Below are 26,676 nucleotides of genomic sequence, written 5' to 3' on the forward strand. Positions count from 1 at the left end.
AAGCGAACAGAAATACCAGCTTATCTGGTTGGTTCCTGTAAAATATCAATGAATTCGGTGCTGGCGATCTCCATTTTATTAGCGGTCTTATCGACTTGTGTGGCCAGGTAATTGTGCATGATATAGGCAATTAACCCGATCACCAGACCCGTACCTGAAGTGATCATCTTAACATAGATCCCTCCGGCAATAACGCTTAACTCAAAATTCCCCGTACTGTTGATTTCAAAAAAGAGCTGAATCATACCGACGATGGTCCCTAAAAATCCGAACATGGGGGCAATACCGGCAATCAATGACAAAATGTTCAGGTTCTTTTCCATATTATAGAGTTCTAACCTACCCACGCTTTCCATGCTCTTTTCAATGACGTCGATGGGTTTACCCACTCTTCTAAGGCCTTTTTCGATAATCCTGGCCACAGGGCTGTCTGTAGTGCGGGCCAGATTCCTGGCCGCTTGCACATTGCCAGACAGGATATTCTCCCTTATAACGTGCATGAAATTGCCATCAATTCTTGATGCCTTACGGATGGCCAGAAATCGTTCAAAAAACATAAATATCGCCAATATTAAAAGAAAATACAGCGGATACATCAGTACGCCACCTTTGCCCAGCAGGCCCCAAACGGAGATCTTTGCCATTGCCTCCTGACCAGTCTGGACGGCCTGAACGGTTGTATCTGCTACAATTTGCAATAAAACACTCATATTTATTATTATTAATATTTTCGCTAAAATAACAAGACCCTTACAAGAATTTTGTTAATGTTGATAAGTTTTAGTCCTTTTGGAAGGCTTTCGCGTTAAAAGGTTTAAAACAAGGGCTAAATGTGCACAAAATAAGGTCTTATTGCAAAAAAGGCTCCAACTATTTAAAGATAGTAGGAGCCTTTTTTGGCATTATTGTTTAATCATTATTATAATCCATAAATTTCCCTTTCAAATTTTACCAGCCAATTCTGTCCCTGAAGTCCCCAAGAGCTCTCAGGTTCAACCTTAAGCCAGTAAAACATATTGGCCACCACATCCTCGGTAACTGGCACCACTGAAATACCTTCCGAGGGATCGGCCGTCATTGAAACAGGAACATCAGCTCCCAATCCGTCCCATACGAAACTTCCGCCTAACATCATATCGTATCCAACAGGAGCCTGATTGTTTATAAGACCTCCGCCACCTTCGTTAATCGGCCAGTAACCAATCAAATTGTTATAATAAGGATGTTTGGTAATATCTTTCAAATTAATATTATCGGCAATAGTCGTTGCATCGAGCGCCACATTAAATATTTCAATATCTGCTGCATGGAAATTCGTAGCAGATCCCGAAGACCCGTCATAGCCCATGGACAGAGGCGCCTTGGCATTAATATTTTTGTTTCCAGTTATATCCTTTGATACGATAAAAACGCCATCCGTATAACAATAAGCCGTCCGCTTACCTCCTTCCATCTTCACGCTAACAGTAATTGTATGCCATTTACCACCAACGATGGGTGTCGGAACTGAAATCTGATTTTTTCCGCTACCTCCATTATTAGTCCCTCCAAATTCCACATTATAATGATCCCCTTCCTGCATCAGGAACCACCCTGTAAGACTAGATCCGCTAAGGCCATCAGTTTTGCCAAAAAATCCCGGGTAAGAGGCATTGCTAGCCACACTTACCTGCAATTGGAATGAAAAGTCCTGGTCTGCCCCAAAATTATATAAGCCATTATCATCAGGAACATAAGCCAACACACCAGCAGTTCCTGTTCCTGAAAAATGAACCGTATTAAAACCGTGCTTCTGTAGCTCTTCTTTTTTAATTTATCATTTGAGGCTATAACAAAACCTGGTTCTGGTTCATTAACACTTCCCCTCTTGGAGAAGTAATCATTATCAGCCAGTCTTCTGCATTATAATTCGCTCGTGCCTTAAGCGCCGTAACCACCTCACCTATGTACCCATCAATTTTATCCAACGCTCCTTTGTAACCGGCATCAGAAATATCATATTTACCTGCGTTACCCGCAAGCTCAGCACTATTAAAATCTAAAAACATCACTCCCAGTGTATTTAGACGCATTAATGCAACCGCAGAATCTTTTACAGATGCATCATTATTTACTGCATATGGATAGTCTGCCACAGCTACATATTTAGCCAGATTCTGCCAAGGTGTAATAAGTGCAGTTTTATATCCCGGTTTGGTTTGCTGGATATAATTGATCACATTGGGCACATAAGGCGTTGATTCGTCTTCTCCCTCACTGATATCGCCACTGGGAACATATTGAAAAGTACTATCATATATTTGATGTTTACCAAAACCAACACCTGTAAGTAAAGTCGTCCAACTAGCCGCATCTGTACTATTCACGTTTTTGAGCTGTGCATAAGAATACTTAGCTGTTTCTGTCAATTTTTGAAGATTAGGCAGGTTTGCCTTTTCAAGCTGCGCACCACTTAACCCATCTATAGAAATAATCAACACCTTGCGTTGTGTGGTGACACTATCCTCTCCATACTCTTCAAAATAAGGAGGCGGATCTGCATATTTTTTACAGGCACTTCCCAATAGGGTCATAACCATCATGCAAAGTCCCAATCTTTTAATCATTGCCATAATATTAAAATTTATCCTATTTTCTTTTATTTTTAAAGCCGGCATACTTTAAACTTCAGGCATTGCCAGCATTCTTTTAAGATAACTAATAAACGCTTATTTCCGCCATGGATGCATAGGTTGCATTCGCATTCTGTCCACTGGTAAAGACAAGTTTGAATACACGGAAAGTTTGAGGTGTTGCAAAGGCCACTGCCTGTTGCGCATTCTGACCTATCAAATCTGCTTCCGTATATTTTGTAAGATGATCCTTATCCGGCCCCAGCCAGACTTCCACATGTTTAGGCTGTGTTCCGGTATTATTTTGTCTGAGGGTAAAATAAATACCATGCAGATCACTGGTCTCCTGTGTCATGTCTATTAACAGGTAGTGCGGATAAGGTGGTGAAGCGGCATACCACTGAGAATGCCAGAAAGTATTGATATTGCCATCCAGAATATTAGTCGCCTTACCATCTTCACCCTGCGTTTCTTCAGAATCAAAATAAACCAGCCAGTCAGTTCTTGGGACACTATAGTCGACAACATTGTTGCCTCCTGTTTTTGTCAGCGGATTATAGTTCCAGATATCTGTTTTTAATTTACTGGGGTACTGTACCCCATCGCTTCTCTGGCTTGCGCAGAAACACTGATACCCCAGGCCTGAAAAAATTTAAAATAATCCTGATGCGTATATTCGCAGACTGCTTCATATAAGAAGTCATGTTTGGCTAGATCATTCAGCGAATAACGCTGGGCATGCCTTGCTCTCCAATACAAGTAAGGCATTAAACCATAGCCATCATCTTTACCATCCCACCGGTGAATCCTATCAAACAACTGCATAAAGGGATCATACGTGTAAACGGATTATCCACCAATTCATCCTTATCAAAATCCTTTCCGGCATTGTCCTGACTGGTGTATGCGAGGCCATCGGCCGCAGCTCCAGGTAGGGCCGGGTGTAAAGCAGCCACATTTTTAATCCCGATCCGGTGTGCTCTTTTAATGGAAAAGAGATTATTGGTGGTTTCTCCAAGTGTACTCCAGCTCCAATAATTACCCTGCTGGTTATTATGCCCGATTTCATGCAGCGTTCCCCAGATAGAAACTGTATCAGTAGCGATCATTGCTGCACTAAACCACTCTCCATCATCCTGAGCCACAACAGGATAACCGCTATGCCCGTATCCAACTGAAGGCTGTATATCTAAAACAACGCGCCAGGGTAAATTAATGGGTTTATCAATGTCATCAGATGCAGTATCAGAGAGGCCTTCCCAATTATTATAATCCTTTTCAATTATTTCGTTCCATGCCTGGAGTTCTTTAATCGGATCAACATCCGAATGGTTTTGTAACCAGCTTACCATCTTAGCCGTCGGTAAGGTAAAATCAATATGTTCAGAAACAAAGTCGAACCAAGGCACCTTACTTTCAAGGATCTCCTTTTTCCAGGTAGCTGCATCTGTTTTACCTAACACAAAATCTGGACTTTTACAGGCACCCGTGAAGGTCAGTTTTACAGGATCCTTAATCGGGAAAGAGGTCATTATGTAGATATTCCCTCCAAATAGATTTCTTACATGGTTAATACCCGGAAACAACATTTTGCGGTTATAAATTATAGGTTCTCTCCTCCTGGGGGACTGCGCGGTTAAATCATCCGTCCACATGCCGATTTGACAGATTAATCCTTTTACACCTTCCGGCACCAAGATTGTCACGGGCTCTCCGGGACCTGCATACATGCCGGTACTAAATATGGGTTGAGGAATTACACTGATTCGAAGTCTATTATAAGCTTCATTCAGATAATTTAAATTTAGCGTCACCGCATAATTTTCCAACCGGGGCTCTGCAGCGTCCACCAGTCCTGGAAAAATCCTCGCTTTTGCCAGCATACTATAATCAGGACGGCTATCAGAAGTATCGATGGTTATATTCTCCTGTAAGGTATCCGTACCATAACCATCTGCCACATCAAATCCATACTTCTTGCAACTACTCAAAGAGAATACCATAAGCCCGGTAAGCACTAAAAGAAGGCTAAATAAATAATGTATTTTTTTCATCCCAAAATATTTTATTGTTTGATGGCCTGGTTTTCAGGATCAGTGATCCGGCCTTTTTCAAATCGACTTTCTTAATTCTATTAATAATTATCCGGTAACTGAACATCATTATAACCGTTGGACCAGTACTGTCCTTCCAGGCTCCAATCAGGCTGAATAATCAACCCTAACCATTGATAAATCTGTATAGGGATATCCAATCCGTTAGGCGTTGCTTTATAGAAGTTCTGATCGGGAGAGGGACAGACACTGTTACTGACCTCATTAAAGGTGTACCACTTGGCAAGGGCACTCGGATCTTGCACATCTCCATCTTGTTGATTTACAGAATAATCTTTAATTTTCGTAGCGCCATTCCCTTCATTTATTCTGTAATCTGCTGCCAGATATTGGTAATATGGACTGGAGGTCGGAATTTCATTTTTACAATTATATTGTGTGATAATAGAGTAAGGCAATAAGGTTTTCCAGTACCTGAAATCCGTTACATAAAAATCCGTATAATTACCTACACTATGGCCTTGGGGCATATGCCCAATAACAAGCGGTTTCCCCGACGTCATATCTGCGTCCAGCTGCACGGTTCTGTCACTAATATCGATTAATCCATCAAAATATAAATTAACATGCACCTTATTACTCCCTTTTGGCCAGGCAACGGTGGCAGAAAGGGTGTGCCAGTTATTGTCATTAACCTGAGCATTCATACCGATGTTATAATATCTGCCTTTACTGTCCGAAATATAAAATATAAACCCATTTCCATTACGCCAGAAGGACCAGGCATTCCCATTGGAATAAAAACCGGTAGCCATTCCTACTATATTCATAAAATATTCAGATCCAGTAACACCTGTTTTTACATATTTAAATTTAAAAGCAATGGTCGCACTATCGCCACTACGCAAATCATAAACATGTTTATCATCGGGCACATTAATATTTACCCCGGTGGATCCTGTACCTGTCAATAACAACGTTGAATCATTATAGGCCGAAAGACCTTTAGTGGAAGGTGTACCGTCTCTGCCAATGTTTTCAGCCACAAAACGGGGATTATTATAAATAATAAAACTGTTCCTTCTGGTATCATTATATGCTGAAGTACTGTCTCCGTTATTATTTTTATCGATCAGCCCATTTTCATTAGAGGCAACCACTATCAACCAGTTTTCATTGGCATAATTGGGTCTTGCTTTCAGCGCTTCCAATATTTTACCTATATAACCATCCACCGTTTTAACAGCACTAGCATATTCAGGAATATTAAACCTGTAGCCGAACTGGTCACCGGCCTTCGCAATAGAATGAAACTGTCCAATAATCAACCTTGCCGAATCATTTTTCAGGTTGTCAATAACATTGGCGGAAACAGCAGCGTCATCATTTTCAGTAAGTTTATTTTCGGAAGCATCCTTCAATAAATATTGATTAAACATTTTTGAAGATGCATAGCCCGCAGTCCTAATATCGGGTGCAATATTCTTTAACCTGGTGGTGATTGAAGGATACTCTTTCAGATTTGCCGTATCAAAATTCTGTTCTACCTTAGTTAAGTCCGAGTTATATCCAGTCATCATGGAAGCCCAGGCACCCGGCAATACAGTATCTTTATTATTTGCTCCGCTCATGCCTATCCACGTATAAACAGACGTCTTCAGCAAAGAAGTGATATTTGGAGGAGACAAAGTATCGATTTGTTTTCCTTCTGCACCATCAAGTATCAAATACAGTACTTTACGCCCCTGCCCCTGTATTCCATTTCCATCTGGAGGATAGGATGACGGAAGATCATTTACGACCGTCTTATTACAGGCGAAGGTGGCCATCACGCAAGCCGTTAAAAACAACTTACCAGTCATCCCCATCAAATTTTGTATATTTTTATGTATCGTCATGACTATCAACCTAATTTTAAATTAATCAAAAGCAATTTTTACAATATTCCCGACCTTAACATTGTCGAAAAGAGAAATTAACCCATAAATAACTACGCTGTGTGCACTGGTCTCCACATGGCCTGTGATCGCCCCTGTGAATGCCCCGGTATTATTATACCCTTCAGCCAAGGTCCCATCTGCATTCAAAATCATAAACCCTTGACGAACAGTATTGTCATAATTGCTAAAAGTACCAGAGACCAGGATCATTCCATTGTCTAATTGACCAGCATAATTAGGTGAACCACCGGAATAGGATTTTAATTTAAAGTCCCCGTTATAAGTACCATCGGCATTCAACATAACAATTCCATTGGCCTGATGCCCATCAAAATGTGTAAAATCACCTGTCAACAATATATGACCAGTCGTTTTATTGTAAGTTATTCTATACACATCCCCATCAGCACCGGAACCAATAGCTGCTGCAAAGGTAGGATCCAGTGCACCATCATCCGTAAGGGCGCCAATTTTTGGTGCACTGGCAGTGCCAAATTTAGTAAAGGAGCCCACAAATATAATTTTGCCATCAGGCAACTGAATTGCATCAGAAATATTACCATTCAGTTGTCTTGGGCCATAGCCTAAAACCGGATCGAAGTTATAGGTGGAATCCATGGCTCCTGTATCGTCAATCTTCACAAAATTGTACATTACCGTGCGGTCAATGTAATAATTATTCTTCTGCGATCCTTGATAATAATAGCTGTAATACTGGGTAATATTCCCAACAGAAATAATATTATGATTGGCATCCTCAAATAATTTGACCACATTACCACTCAAATAAGCATTCAGTTTAGGCGCCATAACTGTATCATCTTCGGGCTTTAACTCTGAATTAGGGTTTATTAATGTATCAATACCTACATCCAATGAGCAATCGTCATTGATCCTAGTGATGCCATCCACAGTATAATCACCATAAGTCGACATAATCCCTCCAATGTAATATTGTCCAGCTAAGGGAAGAATTGTGCTAATAAGTCCTCCATAGGCACCTTTGCCCGCATCATAATCAAGAAAGGATCCATCGGAAGACAATTTCACTATTCCATTAATTTTCTGAGTAGCACTCTTGCTGTTAAAATCAGTAAAGCTACCACCCAACAGGAACATTCCATTACCTGCACTGTTATAATAAGCCGTATAAATTGGTCCATTGGTTCCACTTCCAACTTTAAAAGTTGCGTCCGCTGAAACTTTACCATCAATTTTCAAAATCGGACCATAAAAATACTGCCCGTCTGTAGTTAGTACTGCTGCAGGACCGGAAGAGGTCCCTTCTGGAATAATTACTGTAGCCAGACTGTCGGTCACATTAACAATCTCAGCCTGAATCTGGTTAATAAAGAATTTATAATCTTTTAATTTATCCAGTCCGATTACCTCAAAGGTCACTTTGTCTCCCGCTTTTCCATCAACTGGATTCGGCTTTTTCCCAAAGAATTTGACCGCAGTTTGAGGTGCATCAAAATATGGCCCAGAACCTAGATTCGATTCTTTGTTGCAACTAAAAAGCAATAGCCCGGCAAAAAAGAAAACCAGCAGATAATAATATTTGAAAGCAACTTTATTCATTATTTAATTCTTTTTAAGTAGTTTGGTTACTCAATTAATTTTTATTTACTGTAATCGATACCCGCAGCCAAAGCGTCCTGTACAAATTCATAAGGCTGGAATCCAAAATAGACCGGTAAAATAATTTGATTGGTTTCGTCAGAATCAGGATCCAGATACATTACAGTCTGAGTATATTGAAGCACATGTACAATACCGTTATAAGGATTAATATCCGAAGAAGCGACCGGAATCAAATATGGGAGAAATGCCGGAGGAGTCTCACCTGAGAAATAGCCAAGCATTAATTGTCTGTAACCTGCATATTTTACCCCATTCACATCATTAAAATACACACCGATATTCATTACTTTACCACCATAAGAAGAGTAGTATTGCCCTCCATAGACCTGCATTGCAAGTGGATCAATCTGGGGATAGTCCTTTAAGCGGTGCACACCTTTAAAAATATACAATGATAATTCCTTTTTCCAGAAACTGCCAGGCAGTTGTTCTAAACTGGTAATTGTATCCTTTCCTTTTAACAACAATTGCTGATTCAGGTAGAAAACACTTGACAGAATACAGGTATCTGCAGGGGCAAAAAATGTTATAGAATCATTCTGGAATATATCCTCCATTCCCGCCAACCGGATTACCTTGCATAAAGAATCAAACAAGTGGTATTGGTTCTGCTCCAGATAATCCATTACTGTTCCTTTATATTCGGCTTTATGAAGGCCAGTATCGATATAATAGCTATCCTTATGGCAGGCGCCAAATGTTAGTACCCCCAAGAACAACATCCCCGCCCAGCCTATAAATTTCTTAATTCCCATTTTACTTTCTTTTATAATAATTTGAATGCTATTTAAAATGATCAAACACACATTTTTATCTCCAATAATCATTGAGTCGCATATTTGGATTTTTATCCAATGCTTTTGTGCTGATGGGCCAGGTCCAGGCTCCATTTGCAAAAGCTTCTGCAGACATCGGATGCGGGCAAACCTTGGCATCTAAGATTCTTTTGGTTCTTACCATATCGAAGAAATAATATCCTTCTCCAAATAGTTCCTTCCATCTTTCATAAAATATGGCATCGGACAAATCTTCATTTGGCGTTTCTCCTTCAACATAGTCAGTTGCGCCGGCCCTGTCTCTAACTATATCTAATAAGCGAATCGCTTCATCATTTTTCCCCAGATTGGCGCACGCCTCAGCTCTGAGTAAAATAGCATCTGGGAGGCGAAAAATAATCTGGTTATCATCAGGATTCACATCTTCCCCTTCCTCCGCATAGATATTACTAAATTTCAGGTACTCTAAATTAAAATTCGTATTCGTTCCTGTAAACAAAAGCTTTCTGCGCAGATCCGGTTTGTCTTCAGGAAATAATTTAGTCAGGTATTTATCCGTAATCATCAAATAACTTTGTGAACTACCATTTTGTTTATGTGGGTAGTGTAACATGTTATCTGTAAATGTCGCAAAAAGGCCAAACACCTCTCCTTTATTCAGGCTCTGCGAAATTTCAAATAAACCTTCTTTTGAATTTCCTTCAAACACCTCATGAAATCTATCCATAGGAAGCAGTTCATAGGCTCCTCCATTATCACTAAGCAATACGTTACCCAGTGAATCTGTCTGCTGCCAATATTTAACTTTATTATCTTCATCAAAACCGGCACACCACATATTAATATTCATCATCAGATCTAAAGCGGACCCCTTCATAGCACGCACACCCCTTTTCGAAGGATCATCGTAAGTCCAGGGCAAGCCATCTACTGCAGTACTCATGTCAACAAGGCACTTGTTTAGCACAGTAACCATATTTTCTCTGCTAGAAGCATCTGTTTTATATGGTTCAGTATAATAAGGGATATCGCCATATAGCCTTGCCATATAAAAATAGCATAGATTTCTCATAAAAACCGCCTCCCCTTTATACTGTCCAGCGAGTCTCGCCGTCAAAACACCATCCTGTTTTTCAATTTCGTCTACCAAAATATTACAAGAGGAGATGATTTGAAAAAATCTGGTCCAATCCGTAATTTTTGCATAAGTACCAACCCAGTTGGTTGTAGAATTAATTGCACCCAATAAATCATTATTAGCGAACTGATTAATATAATTACGATTGGAAGTATTTACACCAACAAAAGGCGCACACCTAAAATCGCCTATAGCTGGAAAAAATTGCGTATAGGTTCCGCCATAATCCATCATAGTCATTGTACGAAACTGGTTATAAATGCCAGCCATATAATTATCAAAGTCAGATTGGGTTTTCCAGAAGTTATTACCAGATAAGGCACTGATTGGATCAACATTCAGGAACTTCTTGCACCCTCCACAGAACATCAGACCTGTAGAGATAACCGCAATCCAAATGAGCTTATTTAAACTTTTCATATAAATTACTTTTTACTGCTCGAATATTTTTATATTATCTACACCTAAAATTGAATATTTACCCCGATCACATAATTCTTAGCGTTCGGATACCCATTTGCATTATCAAAGCCAAGATCTGTTACATTTTCCGGGCTACTACCTGAATATGGAGATAAGATTAACAGATTGGCACCAGTCAGATAAATCCTGGCAGAACTGATTCCATATTTCTGACTCCATTTCCTGTCCACAGTATAGGAGATTGTAATATTGTTTAATTTCCAATAAGAACCATCTTCAAAAAATAATGTCTGATTAAATCTATACGGATTAATAGTAGAATTTATATAGTCAAATGGATTTGGATAATTTGCATTGTCTCCATCCGCCTTCCAGTAATTATACTGATCAATTGGCACCAACACGCCATTATTGGCAAGCGTACTATTTGAACCAGTAAATAAAGGATCTTTAAAATGCGCAAATTTGCCTGCAAGAGATGTATTGATCACGTCTCTGAATAATGTAGCCGAAACATTCGTATTTAATGACCATTGTTTATATTTCATATAAAAAGTCAAACCGCCTGTTACCTTCGGCATTGGATTCCCCAACACTAATAGATCATTTTCATCAATGATATAATCCCCATTTAAATCAGTCCATCTTGGATCACCAGCACCCAGAAATACATTCGTGCCCACTCCCACCTGAATTGGCCTTCCAGTTAAAGGATCAACTATCACAGCCGAATTAGTCGGATAAACGCCTACCGTATTATATACCATTGTCTGTAAAGGGTTATTACCTACTCGGTACAAAACAGGGAAATAACCTGTAGATGCATCGTTTTTAATTAATTGCCTGGCATTATCCGGCAACTTAGTCAGCACGTTCTTATTAAGTGCCGCGTTAGCAGAAATATTCCAGCTCAATTTATTCTCATCACTACTCGGGGCAGATCTGAAGGACAATGTAAATTCATTCCCATAACTCACCAGAGAAACATCATTGGTCGTAATCTGAGCATAACCTGTTGTATTAGCCAATGTATTTGCATAGGTCTGATTATCTTTGGAGATATAATAGAAATCATACATTAAACTCAACCTGTTATTAAAGAAAGTCCCTTCATACCCTAAATCGAAGGAGGTATTGGTATATGATTTAAAATTGACATTTGGCGCATTGGAGAAGTCTGAAACAATGGTCTGCTGACCATTATAATTGCTTCCAGGATCAAATTTTCCATACACATCAAAAATAGTACCAGTTGGTACAAGCGTAGTACCATAGCTGAATCTTAATGAACTCTCATTCATCCATTTCCAGTTTTTTGTCCATTTTTCATTCTGCATATTCCATCTGGCACTAATATTTGGGCTCTTTTTAGATCCAATATTAGGCCCATTGGTTGAAGTTGCATCCACTCTATATTGAAAATCAACCACATAGCGCAATTTATAATTATAACTAAACGCGCCTCCATATGCTATATTCCTCGTCTCTGTAGCATTATCAAAAGTCCCCGCCACACTGGCATACCAGTTATATCCGTTGGGGCCAGTCAGATAATCATTGGCTGAGCCAGTAAGTTGAGACTGATCTGCTCGGTAAGTATTCTGTTGAATTTCATTAAATGCGAAAACCGTAAAATTATGCACACCCTCTCCATCCTTTTCGATACTCTTAATAAAATTTACGGAGTTTCTATTATACAGGGAATTAGTACGACTATGGAATGATGTAGTTAAACCATTCCCATCATTAATGATGGAGGGTTTAAAATTGTCACTAATTCCAGTATTAAAATTATAGTTAGCTTCTGTTTGGAATTGCAATCCATTCACAGGTGTCCATTGAATATTAATACTCGGCTGAAGTTGGATCGTTTTATTATCATCTCTTACTGAAATACTCGCCAAAGCTTCATTGTTCGCAGAATACTGAGAAGGAGCAGGTAATAATGAAGAAGCATTTGTTCCTGAAGCGACTCCATCCTGAATCAGGCTGTTACCGCTACCATTACGCTTTTGTGCCAAACCAGAATTAATGGCAGCTGTCAAAATAAACTTTTCGGAGGGCTGATATCTCGTATTCATATTTAAACTATACCTGGTAAGCCCCGTATTTTCAACGATTCCTTTTTGATCATAAATACCCATATTGACCTTATAATTGAATTTTTGGCTACCTCCGCTGATATTTATATTATGAGAATAGTTGTAAGTGGGCTTAAAAAATACGGCTTGCCAGTTCGTAGAGTTATTGTAATAAGCGTTCAAACTGTCGGACAAATATGGATGCGAATTAATCTCTGATAAAGCATGTGCATAAGAGGTATCATAAGCCAATAATTGTTGTATTCTGATTAAGCGTTCCTCTTTACCTCCGATCACATCACGCAATTTAGGGATATCACTGTAATAAAACTGGCCCGAATAAGCTACAATGGGTACTTCTGACTGGCCTCTTTTTGTAGTAACTAAAATCACACCATATGCACCTCTTGAGCCCCAAAGTGCAGTGGCAGCCGCATCTTTTAAGACTTCAACCTTTTCGATATCTTCCACAGGTATAAGGGACAAAGGACTGATACCTGGTCCACCTTGGTTAAAGCCGTACTGATATTCGGAATTCATATCCACTGGTACTCCATCGATAACGAATAAGGGCGAAGTCGGCGTTAAATACCCGCTAGAACCAGAGCCGGTTACAGAAATATTTGAAACACCGCGTAAAAAGATAGAGCCTCTTGTCCCAGGAGATCCATTATTGTTCTGAATATTCAGACCCGCAACTTTACCCTGCAATAGGTCCGCTACACTCGCAGCCGGAACATCCTGCAAATCTTTTCCTGAAATGATAACGGAAGAACCTGTATTCGCTTCTCTGGACACTTTTCTAAATCCGACAACAGCTACATCTTTTAAATCACTGTCATCCTTAAGCGTCATACTGATCTCCATAAAATCTTTGGACGCCTCAGCTATCGAATTCGTATAATTCACATAAGAAAAAGTCAATTTTGTCCCTTCAGGTACTTCAACACTAAACTTACCATGATCGTCAGTTCTACCAATCACTTTTTTCGTTTTCTGGATCAGGATAGAAACCCCAACCATTGGCGCATTGGTAACTTTGTCGATGACAATACCCGAACAGCTTACATTGGCCTGACCAAATGACGTCCGTATGCCAAAGCACATTATAAAAGTTAATAAAACAGCAAACACATGCCTCATAGCTAAACTTTTGTATATTAATAAAGTAATATAATTTTCTAAATCATCCAACGATAGCGACTATACCTACTCGTCGTCGAAATTCGGGTTATCATCCAAAAACAAGAATTTAATTTGCCATTGGCCGGGTTCATATATCGCAAAATTCAGTTGCAGGTCTGCCACTACCCTTCTATCTCCGAAACCCATTCTGTCATAACTAAAGGCGACATGTGCTTTTAAGCCATCCGTCGTCGTATATTTAGTCTCCAAATTGGTCAATGGAATCGGGTAAGCTACCTGATAAGTAACTGCCGTATCCGTCATCTGCATATCAAATCCATGAACCAGATGCGCCCAATCAGTCAGATTGAATTTTTTGGGATTAATCGGATTTTGCAGGGTATCATAAAACTGAAAACTCAATGAATGCCCTTCATCACTTATTTTATGAAAGACTACTCCGATATTATAAATTAACTGGCCTGAACGCTCTCCAAATATATTGCTCCAGCTGGTAGGACCGGTTCCTACATATGTTGTCTGTCCAGTTACGGGGCTTTGTGTTGTCGGTTCTACAGGAATCTCTCTATAGGGCTTCAGCCGCATATTTCTAAAATACCTCCTTCCACCGGAATTCGACATTTCCACATCAAATATGTACCCGGAATCAGGTTGAGCATGCACAAAACTCGATTTTGCTTCCGGCCACATAACAAATTGTCCGGAATGTTCTCTGATCTCAAAGAGGTGATGCATTTCAGTACCTCTTTTCTTTTCAATTTCCTCAAAAGATGTTTCATCGCCTGTGTATGCTTCCTTCCAAACCTTAACAGGAAAAACATCAGTGAGTTCAGGTGCAGCTTCCCCTGAATAAGTCCTGGGGTTAATTATTTTGAATGTCAAAGGTTGCGTTGAATTGCCGACATTAAACGTATTATACAATGTCGCTCTCCCAAGTGTAGGTGTATAAACATCCTGGGTAAAACTTGAATTTTTCGCTACTGACTCCCGTTCATCAGGTAACAATTTATCGCAAGAGGACATCAACAACGCCGCAAAGGCAATCACCGTTAATGGTAATTTGAATCTTTTTCTCATCAGAGTAGATTTATGAAATGGATCTTTCAATCTATTAAAATTGGTCATAAACTATTATTTATTCATTCTTCCGGAAAACTCACCAAAGCCAAATTCATGACCTCCGGATAATAAATGTACTAACCCATTATTTGTATGCACATTGACAGATGTTGTGTAAGTAGTCACCCAATATCTTTCAAATATGGAATTCTTAGGATCACTGAATTCAATTTCCTGAGGTCCGCCATTTTGATATCCATTTGCATCCTGTCGGTTATACCTCAAATGCATTTTGTAGTCATACCTCAGACTGCTAACAGATATACCGTCCGAAAATTCTACTAAAGAATCCGTCACATAATTTCCAGGTATGACATAGCGGCAAAGCAAAGTATCCAGTTCCACCAGATCAATATTCTTTAGCGATAATGGCATTTTATGCTGGGTTGCCCGCAGTTCATTTAAATTATTAAGGGCATTTGTGAAGCACTGGTTATTAGGCGCAAATAATGTAATATCATAATTTTTTATGGTATCCATTAAATCAGGCACCCTGTCAATTACCAAAAGCAAAGAATCGAAAAGTCCATTTTGCGACTGTAAAAACTCGTAGGTATTACCTTCGTAAACAGCATTTTTATTCTGATAGTTGTAATAGGGACCTTCATGACTTTTGGAACAGCTCACCGCCATTGTTATGAGTACGGCAACAAAAAACAGCCAATACCTCCTTTTTAGTATGTTTCGCTCCATTTTTTTCATCTTTACCATTATTTATTTGAGCTATAGTTATTTTTATTATTTATTATTCCAATATGCATTTTGCTGAATATTTGTATTGGCAGCCAAAACGGAAGCGGCAATTGGCCAATAGATCCCACCCTGTTCAATTAATTTGGTAATTACAGGATCCTTTTTGGTAATTTTATTATATCTCACCTGATCATACCATCTCCATCCTTCACCCATTAATTCTCTCCTTCTTTCGGCAAAAATTGCGTCAATAAGAGTACCATCTACTGTGGCATTATAGCTAGATTCCCCCCTCTTATTACGAATCAGGTTCAACATAGCAAGTGCCCCATTTACGCCATTAATTTTATTTAATACAGCATCAGCTTCCGCTTTAAGTAGAGTAATTTCTTCTAGGCGAGAAAAGATAATTGCTGAGCTATAGACAGCAAATTGACCATCTGTACCACCATCTCCCAATACTTTTATTTTTGAGAAAATAGGGATTTCCGCATTATAATTAGTAAAATAGGCAGTTCTAGGTAACCCATTTAAAGTATCAATACCAAAGCGCTGATCCATCCTGTCTGTAAAAGTGGCATTGATAATATTTACCGGAACATATATATCAGGTTTAGGTTTTGTAATCAATGGCGCAGCAAGTGTCCAGGATTCTAAATGACCTTCCCCGCTTGTACCGGTTTCGCCGTGTCCGTAAACAAAATTGAATCCTAAAAGCTGATTATAATCACCACGTGCATAAAAAACACCTGCTGGATCCGTAAGATCATCCGTTGACAGATAATACATGTTAGAATTGGAATAATTATCTAGTACATATTGAGCGTACACATCAACATCTGCATAATGTCCCTGCCAGGCAGCTACATGCGCTAATAATGCGTAAGCAGCATTTCTGGAAATCAACGTGTTTTCAAAACGGCTTAAACCATAAGTATAATATAAACCCGGCAAAATAGGGTCATCAAGCACTCCATATTGAAAAGGCAAAATATCGGCCGCAGCAATTAATTCCTTTTCGCAATAAGCCAGAATGACGGACTTATCACTTTTTCCAATAGCTGGAAATTGGCCATCATAGGAATTCGTTATAAAGGGCACGTCCCCCAAATACGGACAATCATAAAATATGCCCAAGCTCTGAGCGCTCTAACCTGTGCCACATCCACATCATGATTAAGCGTCGTATAACGAGGGTCAACTAGCGCCTCTGAGGACCTTTCGATAAAAAGATTGGCTGCGTTAATTACCGCAAAAAACCTTCTCCAGCTTTTCATCTCATCAAGAGTGGCATAAGATGCATTCAGATCTCCATCAATTACTGCTTTCAAGTCAGCTCTAGTTGTAGATACAAAATCTCCATTACGTAATTCACCCCACATCCAGTAATCATTATTGGTAGCTAGCGCAGCCCTAAATAGAGCATATACCCCTATCAGATTACTTCTGGTATCATCAAGTGACTTCCACTCTGTGTCTTCATTAGCCATTGCATTCGTATCTACATCCAGCTTTTTATTACAGGAAGCTGCAATTAACAATAACAGACAGGTGGATAATAATATTTTTATAGATCTCATTGTATAAAAGTTAACTCGATTTCAAATTAGTTACAGGTCAATACGTAAACCAATGGTATAAGTCTTTGGCAACATTTGGTTATATCCTCTATAATAACCCTGATAATCTACCAATTCTGGGTCTCCATGTTTAAAAGGACTGATAGTAAATAGGTTGGTAGCAGATAAATACAATTGAGCACTGCGAAATGCCTTTTTCCTTCTTTCATTATTACCATAAGTTAGATCATAGCCAATGGTAAGGGATCTTAATTTTATGAATGAAGCATTTTCCAGAAATAAATCCTGATCCACTTGATATGGGACCACATTGCTCCATGGGTTATACATCGGATACTCGCTAGCGTCAAATATTTTTTGCCAATAAGTGATCTCTTTCACAGTGTTCAGGTCACGACTGCCTTCTGTATTAATAAAATTTAGTCTGTTAGATATTTGCTGATTGAGTAATTTCTGGCCTAATGCAAAATAGAACTGGAAGCTCAGGCTAAACCCTTCATAATTAAAATCGTTGCCAAAACCACCTGTAACCGTCGGTAAATAATGGCCAGTAAGTACTTTATCTGCAATACTAATATCATTATCCCCATTAAGATCAGCCCATTCAGGATCTCCAGAATTTAACAACAAGCCATTAAATGATTGCCGTAATCCAGTCTGATTGCTTACCGGTATTTGGGCCAGATCTGTATAGATACCCTCATTTTTGTATACCCAGAACGCATCCGCAGACTGACCTACTTCAAATTTCTGATCTCCGATTACTACCGATTGTAAGCCGTCGGGAAGCGCCGTTATTTTATTTTTATTCAGACTTAGATTAAAATTCGTTGTCCATGCAAAACGATCCTGTTTTTCAGAGGTAAAAATCCGACCTCTTACACTAAGATCTACCCCTTTATTATTAACAGTCATCCCGCTTTTGTAAGCTACTGTATATCCTAACTCCTGAGGAACCGGAACTGGTAACAATCGGTTTTTATTATTTTCATTATATAGATCCAAAGAGAACTGTAACCTGTTTTGCATAAATCCAAGATCTGCGCCCAGATTCATTTTCTCAGATTTCTGCCAACCTATTCCATATCCCGCCCAACCACTGGTGTATGGTCTGGAAGACGCAGCAATTCCAACATATGAGCCTATGGCAGGATCTGCAGGCCATGAAGCATCTGTCACATATCTCGGGCCCTTACTATAAATATCTGTATTAAATAAAGAGCCAAAAGTTCCATAGGATGCGCGTAATTCAAAATTGTTCAGAACTTTCGATTTCTGCATAACACTTTTTAATACATCCCATGATAAATTCACGATGGGAGATGAAATCCATCTTTGGTCTTGTTGTACATTGGACGAACCATCTCTTCTAAGTACACCGGTCAGTTTCAGATAATCTTTATAACTGTAATTCACCTGACCATAAAAAGAAGCTAACCTTTGATTCAATTTTCCGAAGAAAGGAAAATACTGCATATTAAAAATACTCACATAGTCTCCGGCATCATTGGTTTTTGTTGTTCTGAACTTAATAAAATCATTAGGTGTATTATACCCAAAGGCATAATCATATTTATTGATATCTGCCTGATATGACTGCCCTGCCTCAAAATCAATTTTATTTACATCATCCAATTTAAATTCATAAGATGCCGTATTGGATACCATTAATCTTTGATTATAACCAAAGTAATAAGAAACAAAATTATTACCACTTAAGAGCTCAGAAGGCCAAAATGCATCCCTTAAAGACTCATTGTAATCCACAGAAAGCTTGGACAGGAAACTAAATCCCGAAATTTTGGCCCCCACTGAAAAATATCCCTGAAGACTATTGACTTTATTATCGTCGATCGCTTCGTCAAATTCATGAATATATTGACTATATACATTATAACTAGGAGGTAATGGATTACTCAAATCCGGGGTATACCGGATTTCCGCAAGTCGATCTCTGATATTGCGGTTTCTGTCGCGGTCCAATCTATTTGCATTAATCATACTAGAAACAGTCAACCAGGTAAGCGGAGACATATTTATGAAAAACGCTAAGCCGTAACGATCTAGCGCAGCGCCATCCTGGCCCGAAACAGATCGTGTATTATTTACTTGAAACCGAAAATTCGCTCTTTCTGACCCACCAGTAAGACTCATATTTACGGCATAGAAAGGTTTATTTTTAAAGTATAAATCCGTCCAATCAGCTGTTCCGTAATACTCCTGGTCTGTAGAATCCTTAAGATAGACGGGATAATTGATTAAATCTGCAGCACTTGCATATTTATCATAAAAAGGTTGCCTGAAAGCATTTTCATATGCAGCATTCACCGGGGTTACCTTAGGCGATTGTGTCATTCCAAAATAACCATCAATGGAAATCTGTTTGGCCCCAGATTTTGCACTCTTTGTTTTGATCCAAATGGCACCATTTGCGGCTATCGGTCCCAACTTAGCTAAGGTAGCAGGGTCTTTCAAAACTTCTATACTTTCGATATCGTTAGGATTCAATGTCGCTAGCAGATTGGTCGCAGGCCCCACCATATTAAAATCCGTGCTCTGAATATCAAGAGGCATTGTGCTATTCTGAATTAACGGAACACCGTTTAAGAAAACGACCGGTTGTTGCTCATATAGATCTTTCTTTGACAACATCGGGCCCTTCAACCCATGAACAAACATATATTGTTCTGATCCGGGTTCGCCGTTAGGTTCTGCTACAAAAACCCCTACCGCATTACCTTTTACCATCTGCTGTAAGGAGACGTAATCCAGACGATTGATAATGTTGGTATCAACTTTTGCTCTGTTGGGATTTGAGCCTGCAAGTTCATTGACAATATTGGACTGGTTAGTCAGATTCATCAACGAATCCACATTACCTGAAGCAGAATCCTTAATATTATTGAACATGTCAAGTGCCTTTGATCTGTGTGTGGAATCCTGGCCAAAGAGTTGCGCCTGACATGCAAGTGCAAAAAGCACTATTAGCAGCTTACGGTTTCTCATGTTCATTATAAATGTATACGTTTTTTTTATCATCTGTTCAAGAACTTTGAATAATGAAAATTCTCAGAATATTTTAAACAAGTTTCAGTTTTCGCCTTTTAAGATTCTTCTGGCCTCCCCAGTTTAGTCTGATCAATGTCTAGTAAAAACTCATTTTTATTCCATTTTTGAGCCGAAAACAAACGTTAAGGTATATCTATTGTTTCGCCTATTAAATGTTAAACAAAGAAAGCGGTTTTATCAGTAAAAAAAAGGGGGGCATACAACTAAAAAACAACAAGTAACTGTATATCAATTATATCAAACGTTTGCGCAAGTTTTTATTCCTTCATTTTGTTTTAAAAATGAACAGTAATTTTTTGTTAGTTTTTGCATTTTATTAAAACAACACTTCCAAATGTTAACACACAAACTAATTTAATATGAATGACATATTCTTTCGCTAAGAAGGTATAAAATTCAGGTTGAAATATTTTCATATTATGCAACTATTTAATAACGTATACTTTATATGTAGCATAATTTTGATCAGTAAAACGCAACATAAATGGTAAATTCTAAAAATATTTAAAACACGCGAAATCACCCAACCTCCCGAAAGCAATTTTATTATGCTGCTATTTCCAAAAACGCTTCATACGAACCTAAGATTAGACTATCAATGCAATTCTTTCGAAATATTTTGTTCATTAATAATAATCACACCTCATCGATGTGATCAGCAAATTATAATACACAACTTTTCGATAGCGAGGGTGCTCTACTTTTAAGTGTTTAATGTAAAATTATAGTCACACCAGATAATTTAGGTATATATCATTATCGAATAATCTTTTTATATATGGTTAAGATCTCGCTAAAATGGCATATTGTCAAAAACAAAGTTATTACATTCATGACAATATGATATTCTTGTAAAATCTCATCATTTGCTGCCGGAGCTTCAACAGTTACAGCACAACTTAACCCAAGTTCCGGCGACTATATTGTGCCTACAGTCAAATGATACTTTCCGACTATTTAGATTTTATGAGCCAATTAGATGATGATTATTATTATTTACTACATGTTCCTCCGTCACCAATTATAATTATACCTTAAAAAGTTGTTATGCAGTGTATTCTGGCGCTAACGCGGCATTATATCAAATTGTCGGACCAAATAATTTCGCTGCCTATAATTTAAGTGTAGCAATAGATAATAATGGCGATCCGACTGAAGCAACGATCGATCCATACGTAGCTCAAGATCCAGCAACAGGATATTACCCCAAATCACTTAAGACAGGCTTGTCAGGACAAGACAATAATTTAGATGCAAGTAGAACAAATTATCTTACATTAAGTTCGACGCAGAAAATATCTATGGAAGTACAGATGGGAGATTATGTAGCAGTGACCAACAATGATCCTAATAGTGCAAATTACGGTCAGACGTTATACGGTGTTGTTGGAGATAGCAGTGGAACAATTCCTCATTTAGGAGAAATGTCCCATCATTTTGCATTAGAAGTATTTGGGGCTAACTCAGGTATTACCAAAACTGGTGTTGATGTTTTGAACAAAGTGAATATTATGATAGCACATGGTAGTGTTAATACTACCAACGATGGTGAAATTAACCCTACTTATACACTTGATCTAAACAATGATGGAGTAGTACCACCTACCCAATAAGAAATACAAGATGCAATAAATAATAACGGTATGGCGAATTTCAGTTTTGGGGCCCAGGGTAATAATTCCTTCGCTTCCCTTTTCCGAAACCCTCCAGCGGGTGTATCATCAACCTGCACACCATAAAATGACAATATGAAATATGTAAAATTTCTATATTCTATATGCATTTCATTTTTTTAACCAATGCAAGCGCCCAGCCTTTTGCTGTCAAAGGCACTCCTGACCTTAGCAGTAAAAATGGTACATACAAGGGTATAGTTAAGGACAGATACGGATCAAATACACAGTATTATCGGATTTATTTTTTAAACGATAGCATCTTTGCATTTACCAACTTTACCGACTACGATTTTCTAACTACTTTAAAAGATAAAAAAGGTTCTTTTAATTACTCCGTTTTTGAAGGTATTGGAAGGCTTATAGTCCATAACGGTAAAAAAGAATGGTGGGGAACCAGAAATCAAATGACGGATCATGAAATATTGAACGGCATAATTTTGGGACTAAAATCTCGCCCGAACTTCCTGTTTAATATCGTAAATACACCTCCTCCACCGCAAGGGAATGGCTCAGTGACAGTTATATCGTTTAAATTTTTAGAAAATAAAATGGTTGCCTCACCTGCAAGAGCGCTTTCGGGAGCTGAGCAGGGTCTTGTAGACGTCTGTCTTCAAAAGGTAGATAATATCCCTTTAGATTTTACAATTGATAAAAAATACTACTACAATTCCACAATAGCCAACGCTCGCACTGTTAATTATATTGCACAAGTAAAACAAGATACGCATTTACAATTAATTACTATTCCGGAAAAAATACATGCAAATAAAAAGATGAAGCGGGTTAAAAAAGGCGAAGAGGTCTATCTTGTAAGGGTCTATTTAGATTATATCTTTGTTGTCAAATACAATGCGCAAAAAGAAGTAGTAAAATATGGTTGGATACCCAGAAACTTTTTATATAAGTTAAAAGAGATAAGAAAAAATCATTGAGCACACCTATGCCATCCTTCGTCTGTACCCCCTAAAATTAAAATAGAAAACTTTACAATCAAACAACAAACTAGGGATTTAAACTAAATATACAATTCACAAGAACCTTGGATTTTCATCACTATCATCCATCCTTCTTACGAAGCACTCCTTCAATTGATCCAGGATAAGTTGTCCTATTCTCTTTATGTAATCTAATATTTTGCTGCAACACTCCGTAATAATTACCTAGTTGAATTTAAAATAGCTTTTCAAATGAATGCATTACAGATTTAATATTTATGTTGCCATGATTAAGGGGAACCTTCGGACTGGATCGCATAAGCGAGTTCAATTAATGCTGCCTTGGAATCTGTCCATTCAAGGGCAATAAATAAGCTTCGTTCGACCTTGAGGCACGAAAAGGTCGTATGAAGCTTATTTATTGCTATTACACAACATTAAGCTTATCCACAACCTTGACTAACCCTATTCATTTCATGAATAATGTATATAGAAATACTAGCTAGGAAAACCCAATAGCACATACAATAAATTCATGGCTACTTGGCCTCAGAACTCTTCATATAGCAAAACGGGCAATCCTGCGTCCATTAAAGACCGGATTGCCCGTTTAAAGCAATAATTATAACTTTCAAGCCAACTTGTATTTTAGTGGCTTATTTAAGCTTATTTGAACTGAGGTGCCAGACCTTTTACCAGTTCTACCATTTTCTGGATACCATCTTCAGGTAAGTTACCCTTCCTAAATTCAGCCAGAACATTTGGTAATTTGTTTTCCATTTCAAGGAAGAACTGCGCTTCAAATGCTTTCACATTCTTAACGGCAACATCACGTAGTAAACCTTGAGAACCCAGATAGATAATCGCTACTTGCTTATCTACGGATAATGGAGAGAACTGAGGTTGTTTAAGGATTTCTACGTTACGGGCACCTTTATCCAGTACCAGCTTAGTTGCAGCATCCAGATCACCACCAAATTTAGAGAAGGCTTCCATTTCACGGTAAAGTGCCTGATCCAGTTTCAAGGTACCAGATACTTTTTTCATGGATTTGATCTGTGCACTACCACCTACACGGCTAACGGAGATACCCACGTTAATAGCCGGACGAATACCAGCATTAAACAAGTTTCCTTCCAGGAAGATCTGACCATCTGTGATGGAGATTACGTTGGTCGGAATATAAGCAGAAACGTCACCAGCTTGAGTTTCAATGATGGGCAGCGCTGTTAAAGAACCACCACCTTTTACCAAGTGCTTAATAGAATCCGGTAAATCGTTCATGTTTCTAACTACATCCTGATTACCGATAACTTTAGCAGCTCTTTCCAGTAAACGACTATGCAGATAGAATACGTCACCTGGATAAGCTTCACGTCCTGGAGGACGACGCAGCAACAAGGACACCTCACGGTAAGCTACGGCCTGTTTAGACAGATCATCATATACAATTAAGGCTGGACGACCCGTATCACGGAAGAATTCTCCAATCGCAGCACCGGCAAACGGCGCATAGAATTGTTGAGGAGCTGGATCCGCTGCAGATGCGGCAACAATTGTTGTATAAGCCATTGCGCCATTATCTTCCAGTGTTTTCATCACACCTGCAATAGTGGAGGCTTTCTGACCAATCGCTACATATATACAATATACAGGCTTTCCTGCTGCGTAAAATTCCTTCTGATTGATGATGGTATCGATACAGATAGCAGTTTTACCTGTCTGACGGTCACCAATGACCAATTCTCTTTGCCCACGACCAATAGGAATCATGGCATCAATTGCCTTGATACCAGTCTGTAACGGTTCTTTTACCGGCTCACGGAAAATTACACCAGGAGCCTTTCTTTCCAGTGGCATTTCATAAAGATCACCTGTGATGGGACCTTTACCATCGATAGGCTCACCGAGCATGTTGATAACACGTCCGACAAGACCTTCCCCTACTTTAATGGAGGCAATGCTACCTGTGCGACGTACTTTTGCACCTTCTTTGATACCAGTGCTCTTACCCATAAGTACCACACCAACATTGTCTTCTTCCAGGTTCAATGCGATGGCTTTGGTGCCAGTCTCGAATTCGACTAGTTCACCTGAACGGACATTATTAAGACCATAAACACGTGCAATACCGTCCCCTACTTCAAGGACCGTACCCACTTCTTCCAATTCAGCAGCACTATTGAAGTTGCTTAATTGCTGTCTTAATATCGCCGATATTTCATCTGGTTTAATCTCTGCCATATTATTTAGAATTTGTCTTTCGCTTGAAAACGAAAAAGGATTTGTGATTTTTAGTTTAAAAAAGATTGCTTATCTGATGTTCTGCACATAGTCGTTACGCTGAAATTGTCTTTTTACATCCTGCAGGTCACGAAGTATACTTGCATCAATCAGATTATTATTGTATTCTAGTATAAATCCACCGATAATATCCGCATCCACAACTGCTTCCATCTTCACATGCTCGAAACCGGCATCTTTTTTCAATTTCTGCTCCAAGCTATCTCTAAGAGCATCACTCAAAGGTTCAGCGGTGGTCACCTTTACCTGATGGATAGAATTGCGCTCATTATAAAGGTTGATAAATGCATTTGCAATTTCTGGCAAATACCCTTCTCTACCCTTTTTAATTAATAATGTATTAAACGCAGCAGTCAGATCACTGATATTATCTTTAGTGATGGCCGTTAGAATACTTTGTTTTTTATCAGCGTAAACGACCGGGCTTTTCAGTAAAACAACTAGCTCACGGCTAACTGCGCAAATGGCTTTTATATATTCCATATCCTGGTAAACCTGATCAAACTGCTTTCTTTCTTCTGCCAGATCTGCCAGACTCTTTGCGTAAACAGCGGCTAAACGTGGATTTTGCATCTTATTGTTATATTATAAATATCAGAGAAATAAATTAAACTGTACGGTGTACTAAACTGGCTTAATTTAATTTCACATTATCAACCAGATCCTTGATCAAGGATTCTTGTTCTCCTTTATTGGCTAATTGTTTACGTAATACTTTCTCTGCTACTTCAATGACCAGATTACCGACCTGATTTTTAACTTCAGTTAAGGCAGCCTGTTTTTGTTGCGTAATTGCCGATTGCGCATCTGCTACAATTCTTTCATACTCAGATTTTGCTTTTGCAGTGGCGTCAGAAATCAGTTTTTCTGCATTGTCTTTTGCTTCTTTGAGCATCAGACTGCGTTCTTCACGTGCTTTCTGTAGTAAAGATTCGTTTTCACTTTTGAGGCTAGCCATTTCTTTTCTTGCCTGTTCGGCTGTGGCCAGGCTTTTGGCAATTGAATTCTCCCTTTCTGAGAGCGAATTTAAAATTGGCTTCCAGGCAAATTTACCCAACACAAATAAAACCAGTAAAAACGCCAGCAGCGTCCAAAAAAATAATCCGAAATCCGGGGTAAGAAGTCCCATCTTGTAGTGAATTTATTATCAATGATTAATGTTCTTAAAAGAAAACCGCGTTTTAGCCCTGTGCGTCCAACGCGGCTTAAGGTACTTTTCTAATTAAAGTACGATTGCAAGGATACCGGCAATTACACCCAGGAAGGCAACACCTTCAACCAGGGCAGCTGCTAAGATCATGTTCGCACGAATATCGCCAGATGCTTCTGGCTGACGAGCGATAGCTTCTACAGCACCTTTACCGATTTGTCCGATACCAACCCCTGCTCCAAGGGCGGCAACGCCTGCACCAATAGCTCCGAGGCCTTTTGCCATTCCGGCGGCTTCTGCCATTACAGTGTTTAATACTGACATTGTATTTGGATT

22 protein-coding genes are annotated in these 26,676 nt (G+C 38.8%); 2 read left to right on the forward strand and 20 right to left on the reverse strand.

The window, feature by feature from the left end; genetic code table 11:
- Nucleotides 1-20: 20 nt before the first annotated feature.
- The 16 genes from FSB73_RS04465 to FSB73_RS04540 form a co-directional block, all read right to left on the reverse strand.
- The gene (locus FSB73_RS04465; protein WP_146780300.1) at nucleotides 21-710 is read right to left on the reverse strand and encodes a MotA/TolQ/ExbB proton channel family protein; all 690 of its coding nucleotides are present in this window, start codon (nucleotides 708-710) and stop codon (nucleotides 21-23) included.
- 209 nt (nucleotides 711-919) lie between these two features.
- Nucleotides 920-1,741: a LamG-like jellyroll fold domain-containing protein gene (locus FSB73_RS04470; RefSeq protein ID WP_158639412.1), complete on the reverse strand. Its 822-nt coding sequence runs from the start codon at nucleotides 1,739-1,741 to the stop codon at nucleotides 920-922.
- An 85-nt stretch (nucleotides 1,742-1,826) separates the two neighbouring features.
- Nucleotides 1,827-2,612 (reverse strand): alkaline phosphatase family protein, encoded by a 786-nt coding sequence (locus tag FSB73_RS04475; RefSeq protein ID WP_158639413.1) that lies wholly within the window; start codon nucleotides 2,610-2,612, stop codon nucleotides 1,827-1,829.
- Nucleotides 2,613-2,697: 85 nt separating this feature from the next.
- Nucleotides 2,698-3,264 (reverse strand): discoidin domain-containing protein, encoded by a 567-nt coding sequence (locus FSB73_RS04480; protein ID WP_146780303.1) that lies wholly within the window; start codon nucleotides 3,262-3,264, stop codon nucleotides 2,698-2,700.
- The gene (locus FSB73_RS04485) at nucleotides 3,189-3,437 is read right to left on the reverse strand and encodes a hypothetical protein (protein WP_146780304.1); all 249 of its coding nucleotides are present in this window, start codon (nucleotides 3,435-3,437) and stop codon (nucleotides 3,189-3,191) included. Before FSB73_RS04485 ends, FSB73_RS04480 begins: the two co-directional genes overlap by 76 nt.
- On the reverse strand, nucleotides 3,380-4,666 hold the full coding sequence (locus FSB73_RS04490; RefSeq protein WP_146780305.1) for a M60 family metallopeptidase: 1,287 nt from the start codon (nucleotides 4,664-4,666) through the stop codon (nucleotides 3,380-3,382). The genes FSB73_RS04485 and FSB73_RS04490 overlap by 58 nt, the downstream gene beginning before the upstream one ends.
- An 80-nt stretch (nucleotides 4,667-4,746) precedes the next feature.
- A complete protein-coding gene (locus FSB73_RS04495; RefSeq protein ID WP_146780306.1) occupies nucleotides 4,747-6,564 on the reverse strand; it encodes a LamG-like jellyroll fold domain-containing protein in 1,818 nt (605 codons plus the stop codon).
- 21 nt (nucleotides 6,565-6,585) lie between these two features.
- On the reverse strand, nucleotides 6,586-8,187 hold the full coding sequence (locus FSB73_RS04500; protein WP_146780307.1) for a DUF5008 domain-containing protein: 1,602 nt from the start codon (nucleotides 8,185-8,187) through the stop codon (nucleotides 6,586-6,588).
- A 41-nt stretch (nucleotides 8,188-8,228) separates the two neighbouring features.
- The gene (locus tag FSB73_RS04505) at nucleotides 8,229-9,005 is read right to left on the reverse strand and encodes a hypothetical protein (protein ID WP_146780308.1); all 777 of its coding nucleotides are present in this window, start codon (nucleotides 9,003-9,005) and stop codon (nucleotides 8,229-8,231) included.
- A gap of 55 nt (nucleotides 9,006-9,060) precedes the next feature.
- Nucleotides 9,061-10,584 (reverse strand): RagB/SusD family nutrient uptake outer membrane protein, encoded by a 1,524-nt coding sequence (locus FSB73_RS04510; RefSeq protein ID WP_146780309.1) that lies wholly within the window; start codon nucleotides 10,582-10,584, stop codon nucleotides 9,061-9,063.
- A gap of 44 nt (nucleotides 10,585-10,628) precedes the next feature.
- On the reverse strand, nucleotides 10,629-13,775 hold the full coding sequence (locus tag FSB73_RS04515) for a SusC/RagA family TonB-linked outer membrane protein (protein ID WP_158639415.1): 3,147 nt from the start codon (nucleotides 13,773-13,775) through the stop codon (nucleotides 10,629-10,631).
- A gap of 102 nt (nucleotides 13,776-13,877) precedes the next feature.
- Nucleotides 13,878-14,891 (reverse strand): DUF5007 domain-containing protein, encoded by a 1,014-nt coding sequence (locus FSB73_RS04520; RefSeq protein ID WP_146780311.1) that lies wholly within the window; start codon nucleotides 14,889-14,891, stop codon nucleotides 13,878-13,880.
- Nucleotides 14,892-14,945: 54 nt separating this feature from the next.
- Nucleotides 14,946-15,626, reverse strand: a complete 681-nt coding sequence (locus tag FSB73_RS04525; RefSeq protein ID WP_158639416.1) for a fasciclin domain-containing protein — start codon at nucleotides 15,624-15,626, stop codon at nucleotides 14,946-14,948.
- A gap of 45 nt (nucleotides 15,627-15,671) precedes the next feature.
- Nucleotides 15,672-16,727, reverse strand: coding sequence for a RagB/SusD family nutrient uptake outer membrane protein (locus FSB73_RS04530; protein WP_146780313.1), 1,056 nt, complete (start codon nucleotides 16,725-16,727; stop codon nucleotides 15,672-15,674).
- A complete protein-coding gene (locus tag FSB73_RS04535) occupies nucleotides 16,715-17,206 on the reverse strand; it encodes a RagB/SusD family nutrient uptake outer membrane protein (protein ID WP_146780314.1) in 492 nt (163 codons plus the stop codon). The genes FSB73_RS04530 and FSB73_RS04535 overlap by 13 nt, the downstream gene beginning before the upstream one ends.
- A 30-nt stretch (nucleotides 17,207-17,236) precedes the next feature.
- Complete coding sequence (locus FSB73_RS04540) at nucleotides 17,237-20,218, reverse strand: SusC/RagA family TonB-linked outer membrane protein (protein ID WP_158639417.1); 2,982 nt, start codon at nucleotides 20,216-20,218, stop codon at nucleotides 17,237-17,239.
- Nucleotides 20,219-21,327: 1,109 nt separating this feature from the next.
- On the opposite strand from FSB73_RS04540, the gene FSB73_RS04545 reads away from it, so the two are divergent.
- Together FSB73_RS04545 and FSB73_RS04550 are read left to right on the forward strand one after the other, a co-directional pair.
- Complete coding sequence (locus tag FSB73_RS04545) at nucleotides 21,328-21,888, forward strand: hypothetical protein (protein ID WP_146780316.1); 561 nt, start codon at nucleotides 21,328-21,330, stop codon at nucleotides 21,886-21,888.
- A gap of 164 nt (nucleotides 21,889-22,052) precedes the next feature.
- Nucleotides 22,053-22,883 carry a hypothetical protein gene (locus tag FSB73_RS04550; protein ID WP_146780317.1) on the forward strand — a complete coding sequence of 277 codons (831 nt, stop codon included), beginning with the start codon at nucleotides 22,053-22,055 and terminating at the stop codon, nucleotides 22,881-22,883.
- A gap of 669 nt (nucleotides 22,884-23,552) precedes the next feature.
- Here the strand turns inward: FSB73_RS04550 and atpA are convergent.
- The 4 genes from atpA to atpE all read right to left on the reverse strand — a co-directional run bounded on the left by atpA (nucleotide 23,553) and on the right by atpE (nucleotide 26,664).
- Nucleotides 23,553-25,130: a F0F1 ATP synthase subunit alpha gene (gene atpA, locus FSB73_RS04555; protein WP_146780318.1), complete on the reverse strand. Its 1,578-nt coding sequence runs from the start codon at nucleotides 25,128-25,130 to the stop codon at nucleotides 23,553-23,555.
- Between the two features lie 69 nt (nucleotides 25,131-25,199).
- Nucleotides 25,200-25,763, reverse strand: a complete 564-nt coding sequence (gene atpH, locus FSB73_RS04560) for an ATP synthase F1 subunit delta (protein WP_146780319.1) — start codon at nucleotides 25,761-25,763, stop codon at nucleotides 25,200-25,202.
- 61 nt (nucleotides 25,764-25,824) lie between these two features.
- Entirely contained in the window at nucleotides 25,825-26,319 is a 495-nt protein-coding gene (locus tag FSB73_RS04565) for a F0F1 ATP synthase subunit B (RefSeq protein WP_146780320.1), read from the reverse strand.
- A gap of 93 nt (nucleotides 26,320-26,412) precedes the next feature.
- The gene (gene atpE / locus FSB73_RS04570) at nucleotides 26,413-26,664 is read right to left on the reverse strand and encodes an ATP synthase F0 subunit C (protein WP_091395062.1); all 252 of its coding nucleotides are present in this window, start codon (nucleotides 26,662-26,664) and stop codon (nucleotides 26,413-26,415) included.
- Nucleotides 26,665-26,676 lie beyond the last annotated feature (12 nt).

It is taken from the genome of Arachidicoccus ginsenosidivorans, assembly GCF_007971385.1.
Classification (GTDB): Bacteria; Bacteroidota; Bacteroidia; order Chitinophagales; family Chitinophagaceae; genus Arachidicoccus; species Arachidicoccus ginsenosidivorans.

Coding starts and splice junctions, on each gene's coding strand:
- FSB73_RS04465 (WP_146780300.1), bottom strand. CDS start 710: ATGAGTGTTTTATTGCAAATTGTAGCAGATACAACCGTTCAGGCCGTC.
- FSB73_RS04475 (WP_158639413.1), bottom strand. CDS start 2,612: ATGGCAATGATTAAAAGATTGGGACTTTGCATGATGGTTATGACCCTA.
- FSB73_RS04485 (WP_146780304.1), bottom strand. CDS start 3,437: ATGCAGTTGTTTGATAGGATTCACCGGTGGGATGGTAAAGATGATGGC.
- FSB73_RS04490 (WP_146780305.1), bottom strand. CDS start 4,666: ATGAAAAAAATACATTATTTATTTAGCCTTCTTTTAGTGCTTACCGGG.
- FSB73_RS04495 (WP_146780306.1), bottom strand. CDS start 6,564: ATGACGATACATAAAAATATACAAAATTTGATGGGGATGACTGGTAAG.
- FSB73_RS04500 (WP_146780307.1), bottom strand. CDS start 8,187: ATGAATAAAGTTGCTTTCAAATATTATTATCTGCTGGTTTTCTTTTTT.
- FSB73_RS04505 (WP_146780308.1), bottom strand. CDS start 9,005: ATGGGAATTAAGAAATTTATAGGCTGGGCGGGGATGTTGTTCTTGGGG.
- FSB73_RS04510 (WP_146780309.1), bottom strand. CDS start 10,584: ATGAAAAGTTTAAATAAGCTCATTTGGATTGCGGTTATCTCTACAGGT.
- FSB73_RS04515 (WP_158639415.1), bottom strand. CDS start 13,775: ATGTGCTTTGGCATACGGACGTCATTTGGTCAGGCCAATGTAAGCTGT.
- FSB73_RS04520 (WP_146780311.1), bottom strand. CDS start 14,891: ATGAGAAAAAGATTCAAATTACCATTAACGGTGATTGCCTTTGCGGCG.
- FSB73_RS04525 (WP_158639416.1), bottom strand. CDS start 15,626: ATGGAGCGAAACATACTAAAAAGGAGGTATTGGCTGTTTTTTGTTGCC.
- FSB73_RS04535 (WP_146780314.1), bottom strand. CDS start 17,206: ATGAGATCTATAAAAATATTATTATCCACCTGTCTGTTATTGTTAATT.
- FSB73_RS04540 (WP_158639417.1), bottom strand. CDS start 20,218: ATGAACATGAGAAACCGTAAGCTGCTAATAGTGCTTTTTGCACTTGCA.
- FSB73_RS04550 (WP_146780317.1), top strand. CDS start 22,053: ATGCATTTCATTTTTTTAACCAATGCAAGCGCCCAGCCTTTTGCTGTC.
- atpA (WP_146780318.1), bottom strand. CDS start 25,130: ATGGCAGAGATTAAACCAGATGAAATATCGGCGATATTAAGACAGCAA.
- atpH (WP_146780319.1), bottom strand. CDS start 25,763: ATGCAAAATCCACGTTTAGCCGCTGTTTACGCAAAGAGTCTGGCAGAT.
- FSB73_RS04565 (WP_146780320.1), bottom strand. CDS start 26,319: ATGGGACTTCTTACCCCGGATTTCGGATTATTTTTTTGGACGCTGCTG.
- atpE (WP_091395062.1), bottom strand. CDS start 26,664: ATGTCAGTATTAAACACTGTAATGGCAGAAGCCGCCGGAATGGCAAAA.